At 72.0% G+C, this 20,918-nt stretch carries 20 protein-coding genes and 2 pseudogenes; 15 read left to right on the top strand and 7 right to left on the bottom strand.

All coding sequences use genetic code 11. From position 1 onward, the window contains the following. From ACI6QG_RS18470 to ACI6QG_RS18505, 8 genes and pseudogenes are all read left to right on the top strand, one after another. A pseudogene (locus tag ACI6QG_RS18470) lies at positions 1 to 406 on the top strand (hypothetical protein); the annotation flags it as partial. Positions 407 to 544: 138 nt separating this feature from the next. Next, positions 545 to 1,498: a malate dehydrogenase gene (gene mdh, locus ACI6QG_RS18475; RefSeq protein WP_407026064.1), complete on the top strand. Its 954-nt coding sequence runs from the start codon at positions 545 to 547 to the stop codon at positions 1,496 to 1,498. Between the two features lie 61 nt (positions 1,499 to 1,559). Continuing rightward, positions 1,560 to 2,753 (top strand): ADP-forming succinate--CoA ligase subunit beta, encoded by a 1,194-nt coding sequence (sucC, locus tag ACI6QG_RS18480; RefSeq protein ID WP_407026065.1) that lies wholly within the window; start codon positions 1,560 to 1,562, stop codon positions 2,751 to 2,753. 4 nt (positions 2,754 to 2,757) lie between these two features. Beyond that, on the top strand, positions 2,758 to 3,702 hold the full coding sequence (sucD, locus tag ACI6QG_RS18485) for a succinate--CoA ligase subunit alpha (protein ID WP_407026066.1): 945 nt from the start codon (positions 2,758 to 2,760) through the stop codon (positions 3,700 to 3,702). 3 nt (positions 3,703 to 3,705) lie between these two features. Beyond that, entirely contained in the window at positions 3,706 to 3,993 is a 288-nt protein-coding gene (locus ACI6QG_RS18490; RefSeq protein ID WP_407026067.1) for a hypothetical protein, read from the top strand. A 412-nt stretch (positions 3,994 to 4,405) separates the two neighbouring features. Next, positions 4,406 to 7,270 carry a 2-oxoglutarate dehydrogenase E1 component gene (locus ACI6QG_RS18495; RefSeq protein ID WP_407026068.1) on the top strand — a complete coding sequence of 955 codons (2,865 nt, stop codon included), beginning with the start codon at positions 4,406 to 4,408 and terminating at the stop codon, positions 7,268 to 7,270. Between the two features lie 26 nt (positions 7,271 to 7,296). Beyond that, positions 7,297 to 8,610 carry a 2-oxoglutarate dehydrogenase complex dihydrolipoyllysine-residue succinyltransferase gene (gene odhB, locus ACI6QG_RS18500; RefSeq protein WP_407026069.1) on the top strand — a complete coding sequence of 438 codons (1,314 nt, stop codon included), beginning with the start codon at positions 7,297 to 7,299 and terminating at the stop codon, positions 8,608 to 8,610. Positions 8,611 to 8,617: 7 nt separating this feature from the next. Next, the gene (locus ACI6QG_RS18505) at positions 8,618 to 8,845 is read left to right on the top strand and encodes a hypothetical protein (protein WP_407026070.1); all 228 of its coding nucleotides are present in this window, start codon (positions 8,618 to 8,620) and stop codon (positions 8,843 to 8,845) included. 115 nt (positions 8,846 to 8,960) lie between these two features. On the opposite strand, the gene ACI6QG_RS18510 is transcribed toward ACI6QG_RS18505, so the two are convergent. The 4 genes from ACI6QG_RS18510 to ACI6QG_RS18525 form a co-directional block, all read right to left on the bottom strand. Continuing rightward, positions 8,961 to 9,956 carry a Bug family tripartite tricarboxylate transporter substrate binding protein gene (locus ACI6QG_RS18510; protein WP_407026071.1) on the bottom strand — a complete coding sequence of 332 codons (996 nt, stop codon included), beginning with the start codon at positions 9,954 to 9,956 and terminating at the stop codon, positions 8,961 to 8,963. A gap of 56 nt (positions 9,957 to 10,012) precedes the next feature. Continuing rightward, entirely contained in the window at positions 10,013 to 10,345 is a 333-nt protein-coding gene (locus tag ACI6QG_RS18515; RefSeq protein ID WP_407026072.1) for a hypothetical protein, read from the bottom strand. 70 nt (positions 10,346 to 10,415) lie between these two features. Beyond that, complete coding sequence (locus ACI6QG_RS18520; protein WP_407026073.1) at positions 10,416 to 10,688, bottom strand: anti-sigma factor family protein; 273 nt, start codon at positions 10,686 to 10,688, stop codon at positions 10,416 to 10,418. Further along, a complete protein-coding gene (locus tag ACI6QG_RS18525; protein ID WP_407026074.1) occupies positions 10,685 to 11,311 on the bottom strand; it encodes an RNA polymerase sigma factor in 627 nt (208 codons plus the stop codon). Before ACI6QG_RS18525 ends, ACI6QG_RS18520 begins: the two co-directional genes overlap by 4 nt. Positions 11,312 to 11,393: 82 nt before the next feature. Between ACI6QG_RS18525 and ACI6QG_RS18530 the strand changes: the two genes are divergently transcribed. Further along, complete coding sequence (locus tag ACI6QG_RS18530) at positions 11,394 to 11,852, top strand: hypothetical protein (RefSeq protein ID WP_407026075.1); 459 nt, start codon at positions 11,394 to 11,396, stop codon at positions 11,850 to 11,852. Positions 11,853 to 11,902: 50 nt separating this feature from the next. Further along, a pseudogene (gene opgC / locus ACI6QG_RS18535) lies at positions 11,903 to 12,844 on the top strand (OpgC domain-containing protein); the annotation flags it as partial. Between the two features lie 117 nt (positions 12,845 to 12,961). Here opgC and ACI6QG_RS18540 read toward each other — a convergent pair. From ACI6QG_RS18540 to ACI6QG_RS18550, 3 genes are read right to left on the bottom strand one after another with little or no spacing between them, the layout of a single operon-like run. Continuing rightward, positions 12,962 to 14,002, bottom strand: a complete 1,041-nt coding sequence (locus ACI6QG_RS18540) for a Bug family tripartite tricarboxylate transporter substrate binding protein (RefSeq protein WP_407026076.1) — start codon at positions 14,000 to 14,002, stop codon at positions 12,962 to 12,964. 8 nt (positions 14,003 to 14,010) lie between these two features. Next, positions 14,011 to 15,003, bottom strand: coding sequence for a tripartite tricarboxylate transporter substrate binding protein (locus ACI6QG_RS18545; protein ID WP_407026077.1), 993 nt, complete (start codon positions 15,001 to 15,003; stop codon positions 14,011 to 14,013). Between the two features lie 3 nt (positions 15,004 to 15,006). Next, positions 15,007 to 15,963, bottom strand: a complete 957-nt coding sequence (locus ACI6QG_RS18550; protein ID WP_407026078.1) for a Bug family tripartite tricarboxylate transporter substrate binding protein — start codon at positions 15,961 to 15,963, stop codon at positions 15,007 to 15,009. A 116-nt stretch (positions 15,964 to 16,079) separates the two neighbouring features. On the opposite strand from ACI6QG_RS18550, the gene ACI6QG_RS18555 reads away from it, so the two are divergent. From ACI6QG_RS18555 to ACI6QG_RS18575, 5 genes are all read left to right on the top strand, one after another. Continuing rightward, positions 16,080 to 17,834, top strand: coding sequence for a glucan ABC transporter ATP-binding protein/ permease (locus tag ACI6QG_RS18555; protein WP_407026079.1), 1,755 nt, complete (start codon positions 16,080 to 16,082; stop codon positions 17,832 to 17,834). A 99-nt stretch (positions 17,835 to 17,933) separates the two neighbouring features. Further along, the gene (locus tag ACI6QG_RS18560) at positions 17,934 to 18,371 is read left to right on the top strand and encodes a CBS domain-containing protein (RefSeq protein WP_407026080.1); all 438 of its coding nucleotides are present in this window, start codon (positions 17,934 to 17,936) and stop codon (positions 18,369 to 18,371) included. Between the two features lie 84 nt (positions 18,372 to 18,455). Then, positions 18,456 to 18,722: a hypothetical protein gene (locus ACI6QG_RS18565; RefSeq protein ID WP_407026081.1), complete on the top strand. Its 267-nt coding sequence runs from the start codon at positions 18,456 to 18,458 to the stop codon at positions 18,720 to 18,722. A gap of 43 nt (positions 18,723 to 18,765) precedes the next feature. Continuing rightward, complete coding sequence (gene dctP, locus ACI6QG_RS18570; RefSeq protein ID WP_407026082.1) at positions 18,766 to 19,716, top strand: TRAP transporter substrate-binding protein DctP; 951 nt, start codon at positions 18,766 to 18,768, stop codon at positions 19,714 to 19,716. A gap of 214 nt (positions 19,717 to 19,930) precedes the next feature. Next, positions 19,931 to 20,914 (top strand): TRAP transporter substrate-binding protein, encoded by a 984-nt coding sequence (locus ACI6QG_RS18575; protein WP_407026083.1) that lies wholly within the window; start codon positions 19,931 to 19,933, stop codon positions 20,912 to 20,914. Positions 20,915 to 20,918 lie beyond the last annotated feature (4 nt).

Genomic DNA, 20,918 nt, shown 5'->3' on the forward strand with positions numbered 1-20,918 from the left:
CGCCGCCCCGGCCCGCAGCGCCGCCGCCCGCCCGGTGGCCGCGCCGGCCCGCCAGGCCCGCGCCCTGCCGGCGGTGGTCCGTGGCGGCCGCGCCCAGGCCAGCCTGTCCACCCGCCAGGGCCGCCTGGCGGCGGTGAGCAGCCAGCGCAGCCGCGCCATGGCCGCCATCCCCTACAGCCGCCAGCAGGCCGCCCCCGCCGGGCTGCGCCAGACCGCCATGGCCGCCTGCACCACCCGCAACGGCCGCCGCTCCTGCGGGCCGGTCGCGGCGCAGGCGCGCACCGTCTCCTTCCGCTGGGGCGGCGACCTCGGCCCGCCGACCATGGCGCAGAGCACCTGCCCGGACGGCACCATCGCCACCACCGCCATCGGCCACAGCAACGTCACGCGCTGCGTCCCGCTCTGAGCGGCGCCGCATCGCCGGGACCGGTCCGGGCGCCCTTCGGGGCGCCCGTTTCCGTTGCGGCGCCCTGACCTTGCCGGATGCCCCGCCAGCGGCTAGGCATCCCGGCGCATCTGGCAAAGCAGCACGCAAGGACGCGCAATGGCCCGCAAGAAGATCGCCCTCATCGGCGCCGGCAACATCGGCGGCACCCTCGCCCACCTGATCGGCCTGAAGGAGCTGGGCGACGTCGTGATGTTCGACGTCTTCGGCGGCGTCGCCGCCGGCAAGGCGCTGGACATCATGCAGTCCTCGCCCGTTGACGGCTTCGACAGCGCCATGTCCGGCGGCAGCGACTACAGCGCCATCGCCGGCGCCGACGTCATCATCGTCACCGCCGGCTTCCCGCGCATGCCGGGGATGAGCCGCGACGACCTGCTGACCAAGAACGCCGGCGTGATGGGCCAGGTGGCCGAGGGCATCAAGCAGCACGCCCCGGGCGCCTTCGTCATCTGCATCACCAACCCGCTGGACGTGATGGTCTGGGCGCTGCAGCAGAAGTCCGGCCTGCCGCCGCACATGGTGGTGGGCATGGCCGGCGTGCTGGACAGCGCGCGCTTCCGCCTGTTCCTGGCGCAGGAGTTCAACGTCTCCGTCGAGGACGTGACCGCCTTCGTGCTCGGCGGCCATGGCGACACCATGGTGCCGCTGACCCGCTACTCCACCGTCGCCGGCATCCCGGTGCCCGACCTGGTGAAGATGGGCTGGACCACGCAGGAGAAGATCGACGCCATCGTGCACCGCACGGCGAATGGCGGCGGCGAGATCGTGAAGCTGCTGGAGAAGGGCTCCGCCTTCTACGCCCCGGCCGCTTCCGCCGTGCAGATGGCCGAGGCCTACCTGAAGGACAAGAAGCGCGTGCTGCCCTGCGCCGTGATGCTGAACGGCGAGTACGGGCTGCGGGACTTTTACGTCGGCGTGCCGGTGGTGATCGGCGCCGGCGGCGTGGAGCGCATCGTCGAGGTGGAGTTCCTGCCCGAGGAGAAGGCCGCCTTCGACAAGTCCTGCGACGCGGTGAAGAAGCTGGTCGAGGACTTCAAGGGCCTCGGCGTCTGACCACCCATCCGGGCCGGGGCCTCTCCCCGGCCCTTTCTGTATCCTAGGAAGGCACGACCGGATGAACATCCACGAATACCAGGGCAAGGAGCTGCTGCGCCGCTACGGCGTCGCCGTGCTCGACGGCCACGTGGCCTGGAACGCCGAGGAGGCCGAGGCCGCGGCGAAGAAGCTGCCCGGCCCGATCTTCGTCGTGAAGTCGCAGATCCATGCCGGTGGCCGCGGCGCCGGCCGCTTCGCCAACGACCCCGACGGCAAGGGCGGCGTGCGCCTCGCCAAGTCGCCCGAGGAAGCCAAGGCCGCCGCCGCGGCGATGATCGGCCAGACGCTGGTGACCAAGCAGACCGGCCCCGAGGGCAAGCTGGTCAGCCGCGTCTATGTCGAGGCCGGCTGCGACATCGCGCGCGAGCTCTACCTCTCCCTGCTGCTGGACCGCGAGACCTCGCGCATCGTCATCATGGCGAGCACCGAGGGCGGCATGGAGATCGAGGAGGTCGCCGAGCACCAGCCGGAGAAGATCCTCAAGGTCCATGTGGACCCCGCCACCGGCATCAGCGGCTGGCACGGCCGCAAGCTCGCCTTCGCCCTCGGGCTGGAGGGCAAGCAGGTCGCCTCCTTCGTGAAGTTCGTCGAGGCGATGTACCGCGCCTATGTCGAGCTGGACTGCGCCATCGTCGAGATCAACCCGCTGGTCGTCACCAAGGCAGGCGAAGTGGTCGCGCTGGATGCCAAGGTCAGCTTCGACGACAACGCCCTGTTCCGCCACAAGGACCTGGAAGCGCTGCGCGACGACAGCGAGATGGACCCCAAGGAGCTGGACGCCACCCGCCACGAGCTGAACTACGTGGCGCTGGACGGCGAGATCGGCTGCATGGTGAACGGCGCCGGGCTGGCGATGGCCACGATGGACATCATCAAGCTCTACGGCAGCAGCCCGGCGAACTTCCTCGACGTCGGCGGCACGGCGGATGCGGCGCGCGTCACCGAGGCGTTCCGCATCATCACGAGCGACGCCAACGTGAAGGGCATCCTGGTCAACATCTTCGGCGGCATCGCCAAGTGCGACATGATCGCCACCGGCATCGTGCAGGCCTCCAAGAACCTGGACCTCAAGGTGCCGCTGGTGGTGCGGCTGGAAGGCACCAACGTGGAGCTGGGCAAGAAGATCCTCGCCGAATCCGGGCTGAAGATCATCGCCGCCGACAACCTCGCCGACGCCGCCCAGAAGGCCGTCGCCGCCGTCAAGGGGGCCTGAACCCATGGCCATTCTGGTTGACAAGAACACCCGGGTGATGACCCAGGGCTTCACCGGCGCCCAGGGCACCTTCCACGCCTCCCAGGGCATCGCCTACGGCTCGAACTACGTGGGCGGCGTCACGCCCGGCAAGGGCGGCACCCAGCACCCGACGCTGAACCTGCCGGTGTTCAACACCGTGGCGGAATGCCGCGCGGCCACCGGCGCCGATGCCTCCGTGATCTACGTCCCCGCGGCCTTCGCGGCGGATTCGATCCTGGAGGCCATCGACGCCGAGGTGCCGCTGATCATCTGCATCACCGAGGGCATCCCGGTGCTGGACATGGTGAAGGTGAAGCGCGCCCTGGGCTCCTCCAAGTCCATCCTGGTCGGGCCGAACTGCCCGGGCGTCATCACCCCCGACGCCTGCAAGATCGGCATCATGCCCGGCCACATCCACCGCCGCGGCTCGGTGGGCATCGTGTCGCGCTCCGGCACGCTGACCTACGAGGCGGTGGCGCAGACCACGGCGGCCGGGCTGGGCCAGTCCTCCTGCGTCGGCATCGGCGGCGACCCGGTGAAGGGCATGGACTTCATCGACGTCCTGGAGCTGTTCCTGAAGGACGACGAGACCAGGTCCATCATCATGATCGGCGAGATCGGCGGCCAGTCCGAGATCCTCGCGGCCGAGTTCCTGGCGCGCGAGAATTTCGGCCCCGGCAAGCCGAACAAGCCGGTGGTGGGCTTCATCGCCGGCGCCACCGCCCCCCCGGGCCGGCGCATGGGCCATGCCGGCGCCGTGATCAGCGGCGGCAAGGACACGGCGGAGGCCAAGATGGAGGCGATGAAGGCCGCCGGCATCCACGTGGCCGACAGCCCGGCCAGCCTGGGCTCGACCATGGTGCGGGCGCTGAAGGAAAAAGAACAAGATTTCCATAATTATCTCAAAGCGCTAAACCCCGAGGATTAAGCGATGCAACTTCGTTCTGCACTACTCGTCGCGTTTATTGGGCTAGTAGCTAGCCATGACCTGATGGCTCAGCAGCCAAATACGGGACGCTTCTGTGCGCAAGGCTCATCGGCTGCAAACAGCGCTTCAAGCTATATTCAAGCTGTGCAGGCGGTAGTAACAAATTGTCGAGCCGGCGATACAATCCTCCTCTATCGTGGTTTGGCGAATGTTGTTGCTACGGTCTGTGATTTTTCTAAAGCTATCGTCAATACTGCGGAGGGTGTAGTTTGTGTTTACTTACCTTCTTGAGGATTTTGACTGAAAAGATTGGGCGGAGCGCTTTAATCAGGTGTTCCGTCTACAGTCTGCCCAACCTTTGAGTGTTTTGCAGCTGCCTGATCCCATCCAGCATTACCGCCCGTACTACCTCATGCGGCAGCGGCGGACCGCTCTTACGCACCTCCTGCACTGCCGCCTCCAGTAGCCGGCGCTCGGCCTCGTCCACGTCATATGTGGGCGGGGGAGCCGAGTTGGTATCAGGCAAGCCACCATCCTAGTCGCCGCGCACGCCTCCCGGTCATGCCTGTTTTCCGCGCGCGAGGGGGTGCCCCGGCGCCCCATCGGCGCTATGAAGGCGCCGCACGCCCCCGGCCCGCCCGGCGGGCGGCGATCGTTGCAGGAAGAAGGAACGGCCGCCGGAAGGCGGGCCGTGGGAACGGAAATGCCCGGAGTGGACATCCTCGCCTCCGCGATGAACGGCGCCAACGCCGCCTTCCTCGCCGACCTCTACGCCCGCTGGGTCGAGGACCCCGGCAGCGTGGACCCCTCCTTCGCCGAGCTGTTCGCCACGCTGAACGACGACGCCCGCGCCGTGCTGACGGACGCCATGGGCGCCTCCTGGGCCCCGCGCCCGCGCGGCGGCTTCGCCCCGGCCGAGGACGCCAGGCCCGCCCCGAAGAAGGCCGAGGCCCGCGCCACCGACCCCGAGGCGGTGCGCAAGGCGGCGCTGGATTCCATCCGCGCCCTGATGCTCATCCGCTCCTACCGCGTGCGCGGCCACCTGGAGGCGCGGCTGGACCCGCTGGGCCTGCAGGTGCCACCCCCGCACCCCGAGCTGTCGCCCGCCTTCTGGGGCTTCGAGGAGAAGGACCTCGACCGCCGCATCTTCATCGACAACGTGCTGGGGCTGGAGACGGCCACCGTGCGCGAGATCGTGGAGCGCCTGCGCGCCACCTATTGCGGCCCCATCGGCGTGGAGTTCATGCACATCCAGGACCCGGGGCAGAAGTCCTGGATCCAGCAGCGGGTGGAGGGCGCGCCCTGGACCCGCGCCTTCGACGCCGCGGCCAAGCGCACCATCCTCCAGCAGCTGACCGAGGCCGAGGGCTGGGAAAGCTTCTGCGCCAGGAAGTATGTCGGCACCAAGCGCTTCGGCCTGGAGGGCGGCGAGAGCACCATCCCCGCCGTGCAGGCGGTGATCGAGGCCGCGGCGGCGGGCGGCTGCGGCGAGATCGCCATCGGCATGGCGCATCGCGGCCGGCTGAACATGCTGGTGAACGTGGTGAAGAAGCCCTACGTGCAGGTCTTCTCCGAATTCAAGGGCATGAGCTTCAAGCCCGACGACGTGCAGGGCTCGGGCGACGTGAAGTACCACCTGGGCACCAGCACGGACATCGAGGTGAACGGCCGGCAGGTCCACCTCTCCCTGCAGCCCAACCCCTCGCACCTGGAGGCGGTGGACCCGGTGGTGGCCGGCAAGGTCCGCGCCCGGCAGGACAAGGCGGGCGACGTGAAGGACCGCCGCTCGGTCATGGGCATCCTGCTGCACGGCGACGCCGCCTTCGCCGGCCAGGGCGTCGTCTATGAGACGATGGCGATGAGCCAGCTGGTGGGCTACCGCACCGGCGGCACGGTGCACATCGTCACCAACAACCAGATCGGCTTCACCACCGTCCCGGCCCACGCCTATTCCGGGCTGTACTGCACGGACATCGCCAAGGCGGTGCAGGCGCCCATCATCCACGTCAACGGCGACGACCCGGAGGCGGTGGTCTGGGCCGCCCGCCTGGTGGCCGAGTTCCGCATGCAGTTCGGCGCCGACATCGTGCTGGACATCGTCTGCTACCGCCGCCACGGCCACAACGAGAGCGACGAGCCCGCCTTCACCCAGCCCGTGATGTACAAGCGCATCCGGGAGATGAAGACCACCCGCACCCTCTACGCCGAGCGCCTGGCCGCCGAGGGCAGCCTGCCCGCCGCCGAGGCCCAGGCCATCCAGGACCGCTTCTTCGCCACGCTGGAGGAGGCGTTCCAGGCCGCGCAGTCCTTCAAGCCCAACAAGGCGGACTGGCTGGAGGGCCACTGGGCCGGGCTGCAGGCCAAGGTGGGCGAGGGCGAGCAGGACCACGCCACCGCGGTGGGGCTGGACGTGCTGCGCGAGGTGGGGAACGCCATCTCCGCCGTGCCGGAGGGCTTCAACGTCAACGGCAAGATCGCCCGGCAGATGGAGGCCAAGAAGAACGCCATCGAGTCCGGCGAGGGCATCGACTGGGCCACCGGCGAGGCGCTGGCCTTCGGCACCCTGCTGCTGGAAGGCCACCGCGTGCGCCTGTCGGGCGAGGACGTGCAGCGCGGCACCTTCTCCCACCGCCACGCCGTGCTGGTGGACCAGCTGACCCAGGCCGAGCACACCCCGCTGAACGGCATCCGCCCCGGCCAGGCGACCTTCGAGGCCTTCAACTCCCTGCTCTCCGAGTTCGGCGTGCTGGGCTTCGACTACGGCTACTCGCTCGCCGACCCCTCGACGCTGGTGCTGTGGGAAGGCCAGTTCGGCGACTTCGCAAACGGCGCGCAGGTCATCATCGACCAGTTCATCGCCTCGGCCGAGACCAAGTGGCTGCGCATGTCCGGGCTGGTGATGCTGCTGCCGCACGGCTTCGAGGGGCAGGGGCCGGAGCACTCCTCCGCCCGGCTGGAGCGCTACCTGCAGCTCTGCGCCGAGCGCAACATGCGGGTGTGCAACTTCACCACCCCGGCCAACTACTTCCACGCGCTGCGCCGCCAGCTGAAGGCCAACTACCGCAAGCCGCTGGTGGTGATGACGCCCAAGTCCCTGCTGCGCCACAAGCTGGCGGTGTCCTCGCTGGCGGAGTTCGGCCCCGGCAGCAGCTTCCGCCACGTGATCCCCGAGGTGGACGCGCTGGTGCCGGAGGAGCAGGTGCGCCGCGTGGTGCTGTGCTCCGGCAAGGTCTACTACGACCTGCTGGCCGAGCGGCGGGAGAAGGGCGTCAACGACGTCGCCATCCTGCGGCTGGAGCAGCTCTATCCCTTCCCCGCGAAGTCGCTGCCGCCCGCCCTGGCCCCCTACCGCAACGCCGAGGTGGTGTGGTGCCAGGAGGAGCCGGAGAACATGGGCGCCTGGACCTTCCTGGACCGCCGCATCGAGAAGGTGCTGGGCGCGCTGGGCGGCAAGGCGCAGCGCCCGGTCTATGTGGGGCGCGAGGAAGCGGCGAGCCCGGCCACCGGCCTCGCCAAGGTGCACCAAGCCGAGCAGGACGCGCTGGTGAAGCAGGCGCTGGGCCTCTGAGAGAAATCGAGAGAGACGAGACGACGATGGCGACCGAGATCCTGGTGCCCACCCTGGGCGAGAGCGTGAGCAGCGCCACCGTGGCGCGCTGGCTGAAGAAGGCCGGCGAGGCGGTGAAGGCCGACGAGCCGCTGGTGGAGCTGGAGACCGACAAGGTCACGGTCGAGGTCAACGCGCCCTCCGCCGGCGTGCTGGAAGGCATCGCGGTGCAGGAAGGCGCGGAGGTCGAGCCCGGCGCCGTGCTGGGCCACATCGCCGCCGGGGCCGGCGCCGCCGCCGCCCAGGCCGCCGCCTCCAGCCCCGCCCCGGCCGCGCCGGCGCCCGGCCCGGCCCCCATCGTCGCCGCGCCGGCCCCGGGCAACGCCGCCGTGCCCTCCCCGGGCAACACCACCGTGCCCTCCCCGGGCAACGCCGCCGCCAAGGCGCCCGGCACCGGCGGCGGCTCGCAGGCCGATTCCACCCACGCGCCGCTGCCCGCCGCCGCCAAGCTGATGGCCGAGGCCAACGTGACGGCCGCGCAGGTCGGCCCCGGCTCGGCCAAGGATGGCCGCATCGCCAAGGGCGACGTGCTGGACTTCCTGTCCCGCCCCGCCGCCGCGCCGGCCGCCGCCGCCACGCCCAAGGCCGCGCGTGGCCTGGAGGCCGGCGAGGAGCGCGTGAAGATGACGCGCTTGCGCGTCACCATCGCGCGCCGGCTGAAGGAGGCGCAGAACACCGCCGCCATGCTGACCACCTTCAACGAGGTGGACATGGGCGCGGTGATGGGCCTGCGCGCCGAGTACAAGGACCACTTCGAGAAGAAGCACGGCGTGAAGCTCGGCTTCATGAGCTTCTTCGTGAAGGCCTGCGTCGCCGCCCTGCAGGAATTCCCGGCGGTGAACGCCGAGATCGAGGGCGACGAGCTGATCTACAAGCAGTTCGTGCACATGGGCATCGCGGTGGGCGGGCCGAACGGGCTGGTGGTGCCGGTCCTGAAGAACGCGCAGGAGCTCGGCTTCGCCGAGATCGAGAAGCGCATCGCCGATTTCGGCAAGCGCGTGCGCGACGGCCAGCTGAAGCTGGAGGAGATGGCCGGCGGCTCCTTCACCATCACCAATGGCGGCATCTACGGCTCGCTGATGTCCACGCCGATCCTGAACCCGCCGCAGTCCGGCATCCTGGGCATGCACAAGATCCAGGATCGCCCGATGGTGGTGGCCGGCAAGGTGGAGGTGCGCCCGATGATGTACCTGGCCCTGTCCTACGACCACCGCATCGTGGACGGGAAGGAGGCCGTCTCCTTCCTCGTGCGCGTGAAGGAAGCGATCGAGGACCCCCGCCGCCTCCTGCTGGCGGTTTGAGGCGGCCATGCGCTCCCGCGAAGGCCAGCTCTCGGACAACCGCCCCATCTCCCGCACCCGCGTGGAGAAGGAGAAGCAGCTGCGCGACCTGAAGGAGGTGCTGGCTTCGATGAAGCCGCACGCCACGCCCGCGCTGCGCGACAGCGTGAAGGCGAAGATAAAGGAGCTGGAGGCGGAGCTGGCCGCCCCGCCGCCCCCGCCGCGCGACCGCCGGCCGCCGCGGCGGGAGTTCTGACACTCCCCGCGAAACCGCTTCGCAGTTTCGTGGGGCGCGCGTCCAGGCGCTGATCCTGGCATGGGCGCGCTGCGTTGCCGCGGCGCCGCATGAGGGGGGCGAAAGCCCCCCTTCGCTATTCCAGCCGGATGTCGGCGGCGCGCACCACCTCGCGCCACTTGTCGTTCTCGGCGGCGATGAAGCGGTCGAAGCCCTGGGGGTCCAGGAAGCTCACCGCCGCGCCGATCTCGCGGAAGCGCGCCTGGATGGTTTCCTCCGCGCAGGCGGCGCGCACCGCCTCGGCCCAGCGCGCCAGGATGGGCGCCGGCGTGCGGCCGGGCGCCTGCAGCCCGAACCACGCCACGGCCGAGAAGCCGGCCACCCCGGCCTCCGCCACCGTCGGCGCCTCGGGCACCGCGAACCAGCGCTCGGGGCTGGTCACCGCCAGGATGCGCAGCGCGCCGGAACGGATGTGCGGGATGTAGGCCGGCAGGTTGTCCACCGCCACCTCGACCCGGCCGGCCAGCACCTCGGGCATCAGGGCGCCGGTGCCGCGGAAGGGCACGTGGGTGATGTCCGTGCGGGTGCGGAACTTCAGGTATTCCGCGCACAGGTGGCCCGAGGTGCCGTTGCCCGGCGTGGCGTAGTTCAGCGCGCCCGGCCGCGCGCGGGCCAGCGCCAGCAGCTCCTGCAGGGTGTTCGCCCGCACGCCGGGGTGCACCACGACGGCGTTGGCCACGTTGTTCACCAGCGCCACCTGCGCGAGGTCGGTGGCGGGGTTCCAGGGCAGGCGCGGATACAGGAACTGGTTGATGGAGGCGGTGCCGATGGTGCCCATCAGCAGGGTGTGGCCATCCGGCTCGGCCTTGGCCACCATGTCGGTGCCCAGGTTGCCGCCGGCGCCGGGGCGGTTGTCCACCACCACCGTCTGCCCCAGCGCCTGCGACAGCCGCTCGGCCAGGATGCGCGCGGTGGCGTCGGTGGCGCCGCCGGCGGTGAAGGGCACGATGACCCGCACCGGGCGCGTGGGCGACCAGGGCGCCTGGGCGCGGGCGGCGGCGGGCAGCAGCAGCCCCGGCAGCGATAGCGCGAGGCGCCTGGGCAGCGCGGGGGCGAGGCGGCGGGTGGTCATCGGGGCGGTCTCCGGCGATTGCTTGCCGGGGCCTTTACACCACCCGCGCCGTGCCGTCAGCGGCGGTCGTATTCCACGCGGTACATGGCGCCGTCCTGCACCAGGCGCGGCGTGCCGCCGGTGGCCAGCGGCATGTCGGTGGCGGCGCCGTCATACACCACCTCCAGCATGCCGTTCACGTTCTCCAGCCGCACCACGCGGCGGGACTGCGTGGCGCCCGGCGCCATGTCGTAGACCAGCGTCACGCTGCCGCCATTGGGGGTGATCATCACCTCGCGCACCACGCGCTCGCCCATCATCACCTGGGTGGGCTGGCGGGTGGCGGTCTGGGCGAAGGCGGCCGGGATGGCGAGGGCGAGCAGCGGCAGGGCGAGGAGGAGCTTGCGCATCGGGTGGGTTCCTTGCGGGATGGTCAGTGGCACGGCGCCACGCCACCATGTCCCGCCAGCCCCGGCGCCGTTACGCGCCCTTCTTCGCCAGCCGGTCGAACATCGCCAGCGCCGCCGCCTCGCCGGCCTCGTCGGCGGGCGCGGCCTGGCCGGCGGCGCGCGCCAGCCCCAGCGTCTCGCGCAGCTGGGCGGCGTAGCGGCGGCAGTTCGGGCACAGCGCCAGGTGCGCCTGCACGCCGAGGCTCCGCCGCAGCGGCAGGGCGCGGTCGAGGTGGTCGGAGAGGCGAAGCGCCACCTCCTGGCAGGTCGGCATGTCGAGGTTTCCGCTGGTGGTTTCCGTCATGTCCTGCGTGGGGCGGTTTCGTGACGCCCCCCTTCCACCAGAACCGCCGCGGCGTCACGCAGTTTCGTGCGGCCGCGGTGCAGCAGCACCCGCAGGTTGGCGTCGCTGACGCCCAGCGCATCGCAGATGGCCGGCGCCTCCAGCCCTTCCACGTCGCGCAGCCAGATGGCGGCGCGCTGGGCCGGCGGCAGCGCGTCCAGCGCCGCGCCCATGCGCCCCAGCAGCTCGCGGTCGCCGGCCACGCGCTCGGGCGTCAGCGCGTCCCAGCGCGCGAAGCCTTCCTTCCAGTGGCCATCGGCGTGGAAGCGCGCCGGGTCGGGCACGTGCTCCTCCTCCATCGCGTCCAGCGAGACGGAGCGCCCGTCGCGCACCGCCCGCGTGCGCGCCTTGTTGGCGCAGATGCCCGACAGCCAGGCGCCCACCGGCACCTCGCCGCGGAAGCCCTCCAGCCCGGTCAGCGCCGCCAGCCAGACCTCCTGCACCACCTCCTCGGCGGTGGCGCGCACGGAACAGAAGATGCCGGCCAGGCGCAGCAGCCGCCCGTGATGCTGGCGCACCAGCACGGCGAAGGCCGCATGCTCGCCCGCGCGAAGGCGCACCAGCAGGGCCGAATCGTCATCCACGGCGGCAGGGTGGCGCGGGGGCGTGCGTAACGAAAGCGGATTTGGCGTGACATGGCGGCAGACACCCCATGGAGTGACCAGGATGCCCACCGCCGCCGACCGCCTCCGCTCCGCCATCCTCTGGCTCGCCGCCGGCTGGATCGCCTGGGAGTTCCTCTACTACCTCCAGTTCAAGCTGACGGGCGCCGAGGGCAGCGTCTTCCTGTTCACCATCCTGTCCGACTGGCTGGGGACGCCGGGCGGCGAGAAGCCCTTCCGGATCTTCGTCGCCGCCATGGAGATCGTCGCGGCGGTCCTGGTGCTCATCCCGCGCACCCGCCCCTTCGGCGGCCTGTTCACCGTGGGCATCATGGCCGGCGCCATCTTCTTCCACCTCGCCTCGCCCCTGGGCGTGGACCCCTACGATGACGGCGCCATGCTGTTCAAGGAGGCCTGCTTCACCCTGCTGATGGGCCTGCTCATCGTGTGGCTGGAACGCGCCAGCCTGCTGCCCTGGCTGCCGGCCGCGCTGCGCGCCCGCCTGCCGCGGGCCTTCGCCTGATGCTGGCCGCCCCCGCGCGCGACCTGCGGCTGGACGTGCTGCGCGGCTGGATGCAGCTCTCCATCTTCGTCTCGCACGTGGTTGGCACGCAGCTTTCCTGGGGCATCCACGCCGCCTGGGGTCCGTCTGACTCCTCCGAGCAGTTCCTGTTCCTGTCGGGCCTCGCGCTCGGCTCGGTCTGGGCGCTGAAGGCGGCGCGAGCGGGCGAGGGAGCGGCGGCGCGCGACCTGCTGGGCCGCACACGCCGGCTGTGGGGCACGCAGCTCAAGCTGTTCCTGGGCTTCCTGGTGCTCGTCACCGCCTCGGCCTGGCTGTGGCCGGCCTTGTGCCAGGTGGACGCGCTGGGCTGGCGCTGGCTGATGGAGCACCCGTGGCAGGCGCTGCCGGCCGCCCTCATCGGCCTGCACCAGCCGCGCTTCATGGGCATCCTGCCCTCCTTCATCTGGTCCATGCTGCTGCTGGGGCCGTTCATGGCGCTGCGGGCGCGCATCGGGGAATGGGCGCTGCTGCCGTCCTTCGTGCTGTGGCTGGGGGTGCAGCGCGGCTGGTGGGCGACGCCGGGCGTGGGGCCCGACGGCATCGCCTTCGACCCGCTGGCGTGGCAGTTCCTGTACATGATCGGCGCCGTGCTGGGCGCGCGGCTGCTGCACGGCCAGGCGCTGCCGTTCCGGCGGGCGCTGCTGGCCGGCGCGGCGCTGGTGGTGGCCGGCGGCTTCGCGCAGGCGCTGGCGCATCACGGCTTCGTGGCGGCGCCGATGTCGCTGGCCCACGCGCACGAGATGAAGCACGCCCTGCCGCTGCTGCGTCTGCTGCACGCGCTGTCGCTGGCGCTGCTGGTCGCGGCGCTGGTGCCGCGCGGCGGCGCCTGGCTGGAGGCGGCGCCGGCGCGGGTGCTGGCGGCCATCGGCGCGCGGTCCCTGCGGGTGTTCTGCGGCGGGCTGTTCCTGGCGGCCGGCGCCTCCGCGGCGCTGGCGGCCCTCCCCGATCAGCGGGCCTGGCTGGACCCGCTGCTGGTGCTGTCCGGTGCCGCGCTGCTGGCGGCGCTGGGGCGGCTGCCGGCGCCGGGGGCCATTCGTGCCCCCTGGCGGCGCGGCGCGGCGGGGCGGCCTTCACTCCGCCGTGATGCGCGCCTGCCGGATCACCGCGCCCCACCGGCCCAGCTCGGCGGCCACGAAGGCGCTGAACGCCTCGGGCGTGGTGCCGCCCTCCGGGGTCAGCTCCGGCCCGGCGGCGCCGAACTCGGCCAGCCGGGCGCGGAAGGCCGCGTCGCGGGTGATGGCGTCCAGCGCCGCGCCGACGCGCGCCAGGGCGGCGGGCGGGTTGCGCGCGCCGGCCTGCACGCCGAACCAGGCGGTGGCCTCGAAGCCCGGCAGGGTCTCGGCCACCACCGGCACCTGCGGCAGCAGGGCGGCGCGGCGGGCGCCGGTCATCGCCAGGGCCTGGATGCGCCCGCCCTGGATGTGCCCGATGGCCGAGGGGATGTTGTCCATGCCGAAATCCAGCCGCCCGGCCAGCAGCTCGGTCAGCATCGGGCCGGAGCCGCGGAAGGGCACGTGGGTCAGCTTCAGCCCGGCCACCTGGCCGATCAGCTCCATGCACACATGGGGCGAGCCGCCGCTGCCGCTGCTGCCATAGGTCACGTCCCGCCCGCGCGCGGCGGCGATGAAGCCCGCCATGTCGCGCACCGGCGAAGCGGCCGGGGCCATCAGCACGTTGGGCACGCGCGTCACCAGCCCGACGCTCGCCATCTCCTCCGGCCGCCAGGGCATGCGGGGGCCGAACACGGCGTGGTTCATCGCCGCGGTGCCGATGGTGGTGAACAGCAGCGTGTGCCCGTCCGGCTCGGCGCGGACCACGTACTCGCCGCCGACATTGCCGCCGGCGCCGGCGCGGTTCTCCACCACCACCGGCTGGCCCAGCAGCGGCCCGAGGCGTTCGGCCACCATGCGCCCGACCAGGTCGGTGGTGCCGCCGGGCGGGAAGGGGATGACCAGGCGCAGCGGCCGCGAGGGCGCCCAGGGCTGCGCCCGCGCGGCGAGGGGCAGCAGCGCCGGCAGCGCCAGCGCGAGGCGCCGGGAAACCGCCGGCAGCGCCAGCGCGAGGCGCCGGGAAACCGCCGGCAGCGCCGGGGTGGGGCGTCGGGGGAACACGGCCGGGCTCATCCTTTCACCGTGGCGCCGGAGCGGCGCACCACCTCGGTCCATTTCGCCACCTCGGCGGCGACGAAGCGGTCGAAGCTCTCGGGGGTGGAGCCGCCGCCGGGCACCAGCTCGGCGCGCATGCCGCCCAGCTCCTCGAAGCGGCGCCACACCGCGGGGTCGGCCAGCACCGCCTCGATCTCCTGGTTCAGCCGCGCGATGATGTTGCGCGGCGTGCGCGAGGACACCTGCACGCCGAACCAGGCGGTCGCCTCCACCGCCGGCAGCCCGGCCTCGGCGGTGGTGGGCACGTCGGGCATGGCCGGCGTGCGGGTGGGGGTCGTCACCGCCAGCGGGCGCAGGCGGCCCTCGCGCAGGTGGCCGATGACGGAGGGCAGGTTGTCCACGCCCACCTCGATGCGGCCGGCGATGATCTCCTGCATCATCGGCCCGGCGCCGCGGAAGGGCACGTGGGTCAGGTCGATGCCGGTGGCCAGCTTCAGCAGCTCGCCGGTCATGTGCAGGGAGGTGCCGACGCCCGACGAGCCGATGTTCATCCGCCCCGGGTTGCGCCGCGCCAGCTCCACCAGCTCCATCAGGGTGCGGGCCTGGACCTGCGGGTTGACGAAGATGGCGTTGGGCACGCGCGTCACCAGCGAGACGCCCGCCAGCTCCTCCGGCCGGTAGGGCATGCGCTGGCCGTAGAGCTGGTAGTTGATCGCCCCGCCGGAGATGGTCTGCATCAGCAGGGTGTGGCCGTCGGGCTCGCCCTTGGCCACCAGGTCGCCGCCGATGTTGCCGCCGGCGCCGGGGCGGTTCTCCACGATCACCTGCTGGCCCAGGCGCTGGCTCAGCCCCTCGGTGATGATGCGCGCGGCGATGTCGGTGGTGCCCGCGGGCGTGAAGCCGACGATGAGGCGGATCGGCCGGGAGGGCGACCACGCCGCCTGGGCGGCGGCGACGGCGGGCAGGGCGAGGGGCGCCAGCAGGGCGGCGCGGCGGGACAGGGTCATGGGCTACTCCACGGAAATGCCGGCGGCGGCGATGACGGGACGCCAGGCGGCGGCCTCGTCGGCGATGAAGCGGGTGAAGTCGGCCGGGCTGCCGCCCAGCGGCTCGACGCCGATTTCGGCCAGGCGGGCGCGCACCGGCGCCTCCGCCAGCAGGGCCTGGGCGGCGGCGTTCAGGCGCGCGATGGCGGCGGCGGGGGTGCCGCGCGGCACCTGCAGGCCATACCAGACGGTGGCGGCGAAGCCGGGCAGGCCGGCGGCCTCGGCCACGGTGGGCACGCCGGGCAGGGCGTCGCTGCGCCGCGGCCCGGTCACCGCCAGGGCGCGCAGCGTGCCGTCGCGCAGCTGGCCGATGGCGGTGGGCAGGTTGCCGAAGGCGATGTCGATGCGCCCCGCCAGCAGCTCCGTCAGCATCTGCCCGCCGCCGCGATAGGGCACGTGCAGCAGCTCCAGCCCCGCCCGGTGCGCCAGCATGGCACCGGTCAGGTGCAGGGAGGAGCCGGCGCCGGAGGAGCCGTAGGTCAGCGCCCCCGGCCGCCGCCGCGCCTCGGCCACGAAGGCGGCGAGGTCGGCGAAGGGGGCGCGCGGCGCCACGGTGGCGACGTTGGGCAGGGCGAACAGCAGCGCGACCTCCGCCAGATCCTCCGGGCGGTAGGGCAGGTGGCGATAGACCAGCGGGTTGGTGGCGGCGGTGCCGATGGAGGCCAGCAGCAGGGTCTGCCCGTCCGGCTCCGCCCGCGCGGCCTCCGCCGCGCCGATGCCGCCGGCGGCGCCGCCGCGGTTCTCCACCACCACCGGCGCGCCCAGGTGGTGGGCCAGGCGCTCGGCGGCCAGCCGGGCCAGCAGGTCGGTGGTGCCGCCCGGCGGGAAGGGGGCGACCAGGCGCAGCGGCCGCCCGGCCTGCGCGGCGGCCGGCGTGGGCAGGAACGGCAGGGCGAGCGCCAGTCGGCGGCCCAGGGCCATGAAGGGTGTTCCCCTGGATGTTTCCTCGCCAACAAAGCTGGGCCATGGGCGTTTGCCGTGCAAGGCCCATGGCCTTACCACTTCGGGCGGCACCACTTTCGGACCGGGACGGCGCGATGGATTTCTTCCGGCTCTACTGGCGCGTCCTCGCGCTGCTGAAGTCCGACCGCTGGGTGGCCATCGGCCTTTCGGCGGCGGCGGTGTCGCTCGCCGGGCTCCAGTTCCTGGAGCCGGTGCTGTTCGGCAAGGTGGTGGACCTGCTGAGCAAGACCGACCGCCTGCCGCCCGACGTCGTCTGGACGGAGGCCTTCGTGCTGCTGGGGGTGTGGGGGGCGGTGGGCCTGTCGGGCATCGTCGCCAACGTGGCGGTGGCGCTGCTGGCCGACCGCATGGCCCACCGCAACCGCCTGTCCTCCATGAGCCGCTACTTCCAGCACGTGCTGGCCCTGCCGCTGGAGTTCCACGGCGACGTGCAGTCCGGCCGGCTGATGAAGGTGATGCTGCGCGGCACGGACAACCTGTTCGGCATCTGGCTGGGCTTCTTCCGCGAGCACCTGATCACCCTGGTGTCCATGCTGGTGCTGCTGCCGCTGACGCTGGTGATGAACTGGCGCCTGGGCCTGCTGCTGATCGTGCTGGTGATCGTGTTCGCGGTGCTGACCACGCTGGTGATCCGCCGCACCCAGGCCGCCCAGGCCCAGGTGGAGGGCCTGCACACCGAGCTGGCCGGCAACGTGCAGGACGCGCTGAGCAACGTGGTGGTGGTGCAGTCCTTCACCCGCCTCAACAGCGAGGCCAAGATGTTCGGCGACATCATGCGCCGCGTGCTGGACCAGCAGTTCCCCGTGCTGAACTGGTGGGCGCTGGTGAACGTGATGACGCGCGCCTCGTCCACCGTCACCGTCATCGCCATCTTCCTGCTGGGCACCTGGCTGCACATGAACGGCCAGGCCTCGGTGGGCGAGATCGTGTCCTTCATGGGCTTCGCCACCCTGCTGATCGGCCGGCTGGACGGGGCGGTCGCCTTCATCTCGCACATGCTGTTCCAGGCCCCCTCGATGAGCGAGTTCTTCCAGGTGCTCGACACCACCTCCACCGTGCCGGAGCAGCCGGGCGCGCGGGACCTGGGCCGGGCCGAGGGCACGGTGGAGTTCGACCAGGTGGGCTTCGGCTACCCGCGCTCGGGCAAGATCCTGCACGGCGTCTCGTTCAAGGCGCTGCCGGGGCAGACCCTGGCGCTAGTGGGCTCCACCGGCGCGGGCAAGACCACCTCCATGCAGCTGCTCCAGCGCCTGTACGACCCGCAGGAGGGGCGCATCACCCTGGACGGCGTGGACCTGCGCGACATCACGCTGGAATCGCTGCGGCGGAACATCGGCGTGGTGTTCCAGGAGAGCATGCTGTTCAACCGCACCATCCGCGACAACCTGCTGGTCGGCCGCCCCGACGCCGGGCAGGAGGAGGTGGAGCGCGCCTGCCGCATGGCCGAGGCGCACGACTTCATCACCCGCCAGCCCAAGGGCTACGACACCCTGGTGGGTGAGCGCGGCGCCAGCCTGTCCGGCGGCCAGCGCCAGCGCCTGGCCATCGCCCGCGCCCTGCTGAAGGACCCCCCGGTGCTCATCCTCGACGAGGCGACCAGCGCGCTGGACGCCGCCACCGAGGCCAAGGTCAGCAAGGCGATGAAGGCGCTGATGGCCGGGCGCACCACCTTCATCATCGCCCATCGCCTGAGCACGGTGCGCGACGCCGACGAGATCATGGTGTTCGACCAGGGCCGCATCGTCGAGCGCGGCTCCTTCAACGAGCTGCTGGCCAGCCAGGGCCGCTTCGCGGAACTGGTGAAGACGCAGCTGACCGGGGTTTCTTAACCGAAGCTGAACGGCGTGCTGCACCGCATGGCTGGCCGGTTGTATCGCGGCCTGCGACACGCGCAACATGAATGCCTCTTCATGCGGAGGGGCAGCGGAATGGTCATCTCGGGAATCCTGAAGGCGAAGGGCAGCCAGGTGGTGTCGGTGCGCGCGCAAGACGGCGTTGCCTCCATCACCCGCATCCTCGCCCAGCACCGCATCGGCGCCGTGCTGGTGCTGGAGCGCGACGGGCAGGTGCTGGGCATCGTCAGCGAGCGCGACATCGTGCGCGCCCTGGCCAGCCTGGGCGAGGGCGTGACGCGGATGACGGCGGGCCAGCTGATGACGCGGGTGCTGTTCACCGTCTCCCCGCGCTCGACGGTGCAGGAGGCGCTGCAGATGATGACGGACCGGCGCATCCGCCACCTGCCGGTGCTGGAGGAGAACGGCACCCTGGCCGGCATGGTCAGCATCGGCGACCTGGTGAAGGCCCGCATCGCCGAGGCCGAGCACGAGGCGGAGGAGCTGAAGCTCTTCGTCACCCACTCGGGCTGAACGGCGGCGCGTTGCGCTGGCGCAAGGCGCGCGCCGCGCATCCGTGCTGCGATCCCTCCATCACCGATGGAGGGACACCGCCCCATGAACCACCGCCACCGCAAGGTGCTGCACGGCATCTTCGCCCACCCGCTCAACCACAACCTGGACCCCGAGGCCGTGGTCCATGTGCTGGAGGAGCTGGGCGCCGAGACCAAGCACTCCGCGCAAGGGTCGCTGGCCGTCTCGCTGAACGGGGCGCAGGGCCATTTCCACATCCGCGGCCATTCCGTGCCGACGGAGGAGGTGGTGCGCCTGCGCAAGCTGATCGAGGCCGCGGGCGTGGACCCGCAGCGGGACTACCCGCTCTGACGCGCAACGGGCATGCTCCCTCCAAAACCGACTGGAGGAACGCATGCCCACCCGCCGCGCCATCCTGGCGACGCCCGCGCTGACGCTCGCCCTGCCCGCCGCCGCCCAGGCGCGCTGGCAGGCGGCCTCGGGCTTCGCCGAGGGCAATTTCCACACCCGCAACCTGCGCCAGTTCATCGCCGAATCCGGCCTGGACATCCAGCTGCACCCCAATGGCGCGCTGCTGCCGCAGCCGCAGATCAAGCGCGGCGTCCAGCAGGGCCAGGTGCAACTGGGCGAGATCCTGCTGACCGCCTACGCCAACGAGGACGCGGTCTTCGACATGGACCAGGTGCCGGGCATGGTGTCCTCCATGGCGGATGCGCGGCGGCTGATGGCGGTGCGCGGCCCCGCCATCGCCGAGCGGCTGCGCCGGCAGGGCATGGAGCTGCTGTGGCTGGCGCCCTGGCCCTTCGTCGGCATCGCCACCCAGGCGCCGCTGCCCACGCCGGAGGCGTTCCGCGGCCTGCGCATCCGCGCCTATTCCGCCATCTCCAACCGCTTCGCAGCCCTGGTCGGCGCGCAGGGCGTGCTGCTGCCGGCGCCCGAGGTGGCGCAGGGCTTCGCAGCCGGCATCATCAACGCCCAGCTCACCACGGCCCCCGTGGCAGCGGACACCGCGGCCTGGGAATCCTCGCGCGTGTTCACCCTGCTGAACGTCGCCACCTCCAACAACGCTGTCTTCTGCAACCGCCGCGCCTTCGAGGCGCTGCCGGCGCCGCAGCAGCAGGCCCTGCGCGCCGCCGCCGCCCGCGCCGCCGAGCGCGGCTGGGCCCTGGCGGCGGAGGCGCATGAGCAGGCCGTCTCGCGCATGCGGGAGCGCGGGATGCAGGTGCTGGAGCCGACGCCGGAACTCCTGGCCGGGCTGCGCGAGCCCTCGCGCGTGCTGACGGAGGAGTGGGTGGCCCGCGCCGGCGAGGACGGGCAGCGCCTGCTGGCGGCCTTCCGCGGCTGACGATTCTCTTTGACACTTTATCACCAATCCCTCAGCGTTCCGGCCAAGGGACGCTGACGAGGGATGACGTGACGGGGCCTGCCGCCCGCGTGGGCAGGCGCGGCCTGCCGCCTGGGCAGGGCCGTGCCGCGGGGCGGCATGCCCGCCGCCCGCCCCCTTGCGGCGCCCCCGCCTGCGCGCCGACCATCCCGCATCATCGAGGAGAGGAACACCCATGCTGAACCGCCGCACCCTGCTGGGCGCCGCCCCCGCGCTCGCCGCCTCCGCCGCGGCCGCGCAGGCCCAGGCCCGCTGGCAGATGGCCACCCCCTACCCGGACGGCAACTTCCACACCCGCAACGTGCGGCAATGGCTGACCGAGCTGCAGGCCGCCACCGGCGAGCGCGTGCAGGTGCAGCTGCACTCCAACGGTGCGCTGCTGCCGATGCCGCAGATCAAGGCCGGCGCCCAGCGCGGCCAGGTGCAGCTGGGCGAGATCCTGCTGAGCGCCTATGGCAACGAGGACCCCTTCTTCGAGGTGGACGGCATCCCGCAGCTCGTCACCAGCTTCGCCGATGCGCGGCGGCTGATGGAGGCGGCGCGCCCCTTCATCGAGGCGCGCTTCCAGCGCCAGGGGCTGAGCCTGCTCTACATGGTGCCCTGGCCGCCCTCGGGCTTCTACACCAACACGCCGGTCGAGACCCTGGAGACGCTGCGCGGCACCCGCATGCGCACCTTCAACGTGATGACCAACCGCTTCGCCACCCTGGTCGGCGCCACGCCGACCCTGGTGCAGGCCGCGGAGATCCCGCAGGCCTTCGCCACCGGCGTGGTGAACGCCATGGTCACCAGCGCGGTGACCGGCGTTGACACCTCCGCCTGGGACTATGCGCGCTTCTACACCCATGTCGGCTTCACCTTCACCCGCAACGCCGTCTTCGTGAACCGCCGCGCGCTGGAGGGGCTGTCCGCCGCCGACCAGGCCGCGATGCGCGCCACCGCCGCCGCCGCCGAGACGCGCGGCTGGCAGATGGCGGAGGCCGCGCATGAGCAGGCCCTGGCCACGCTGCGGCAGCGCGGCGTCACCGTCGCCCAGGCCAACCCCGCCGTGATGGAGGCGATGGGCCGCGTCAGCGAGGAGATGGTGCGCGAATGGCTGGGCCGCGCCGGCGAGGACGGCCAGCGCGTCATCGCCGCCTATCGCGCGGCGCGGGGCTGACGGC

The sequence above is a fragment of the Sabulicella flocculans genome (assembly GCF_045449635.1).
Lineage (GTDB): Bacteria > Pseudomonadota > Alphaproteobacteria > Acetobacterales > Acetobacteraceae > Roseococcus.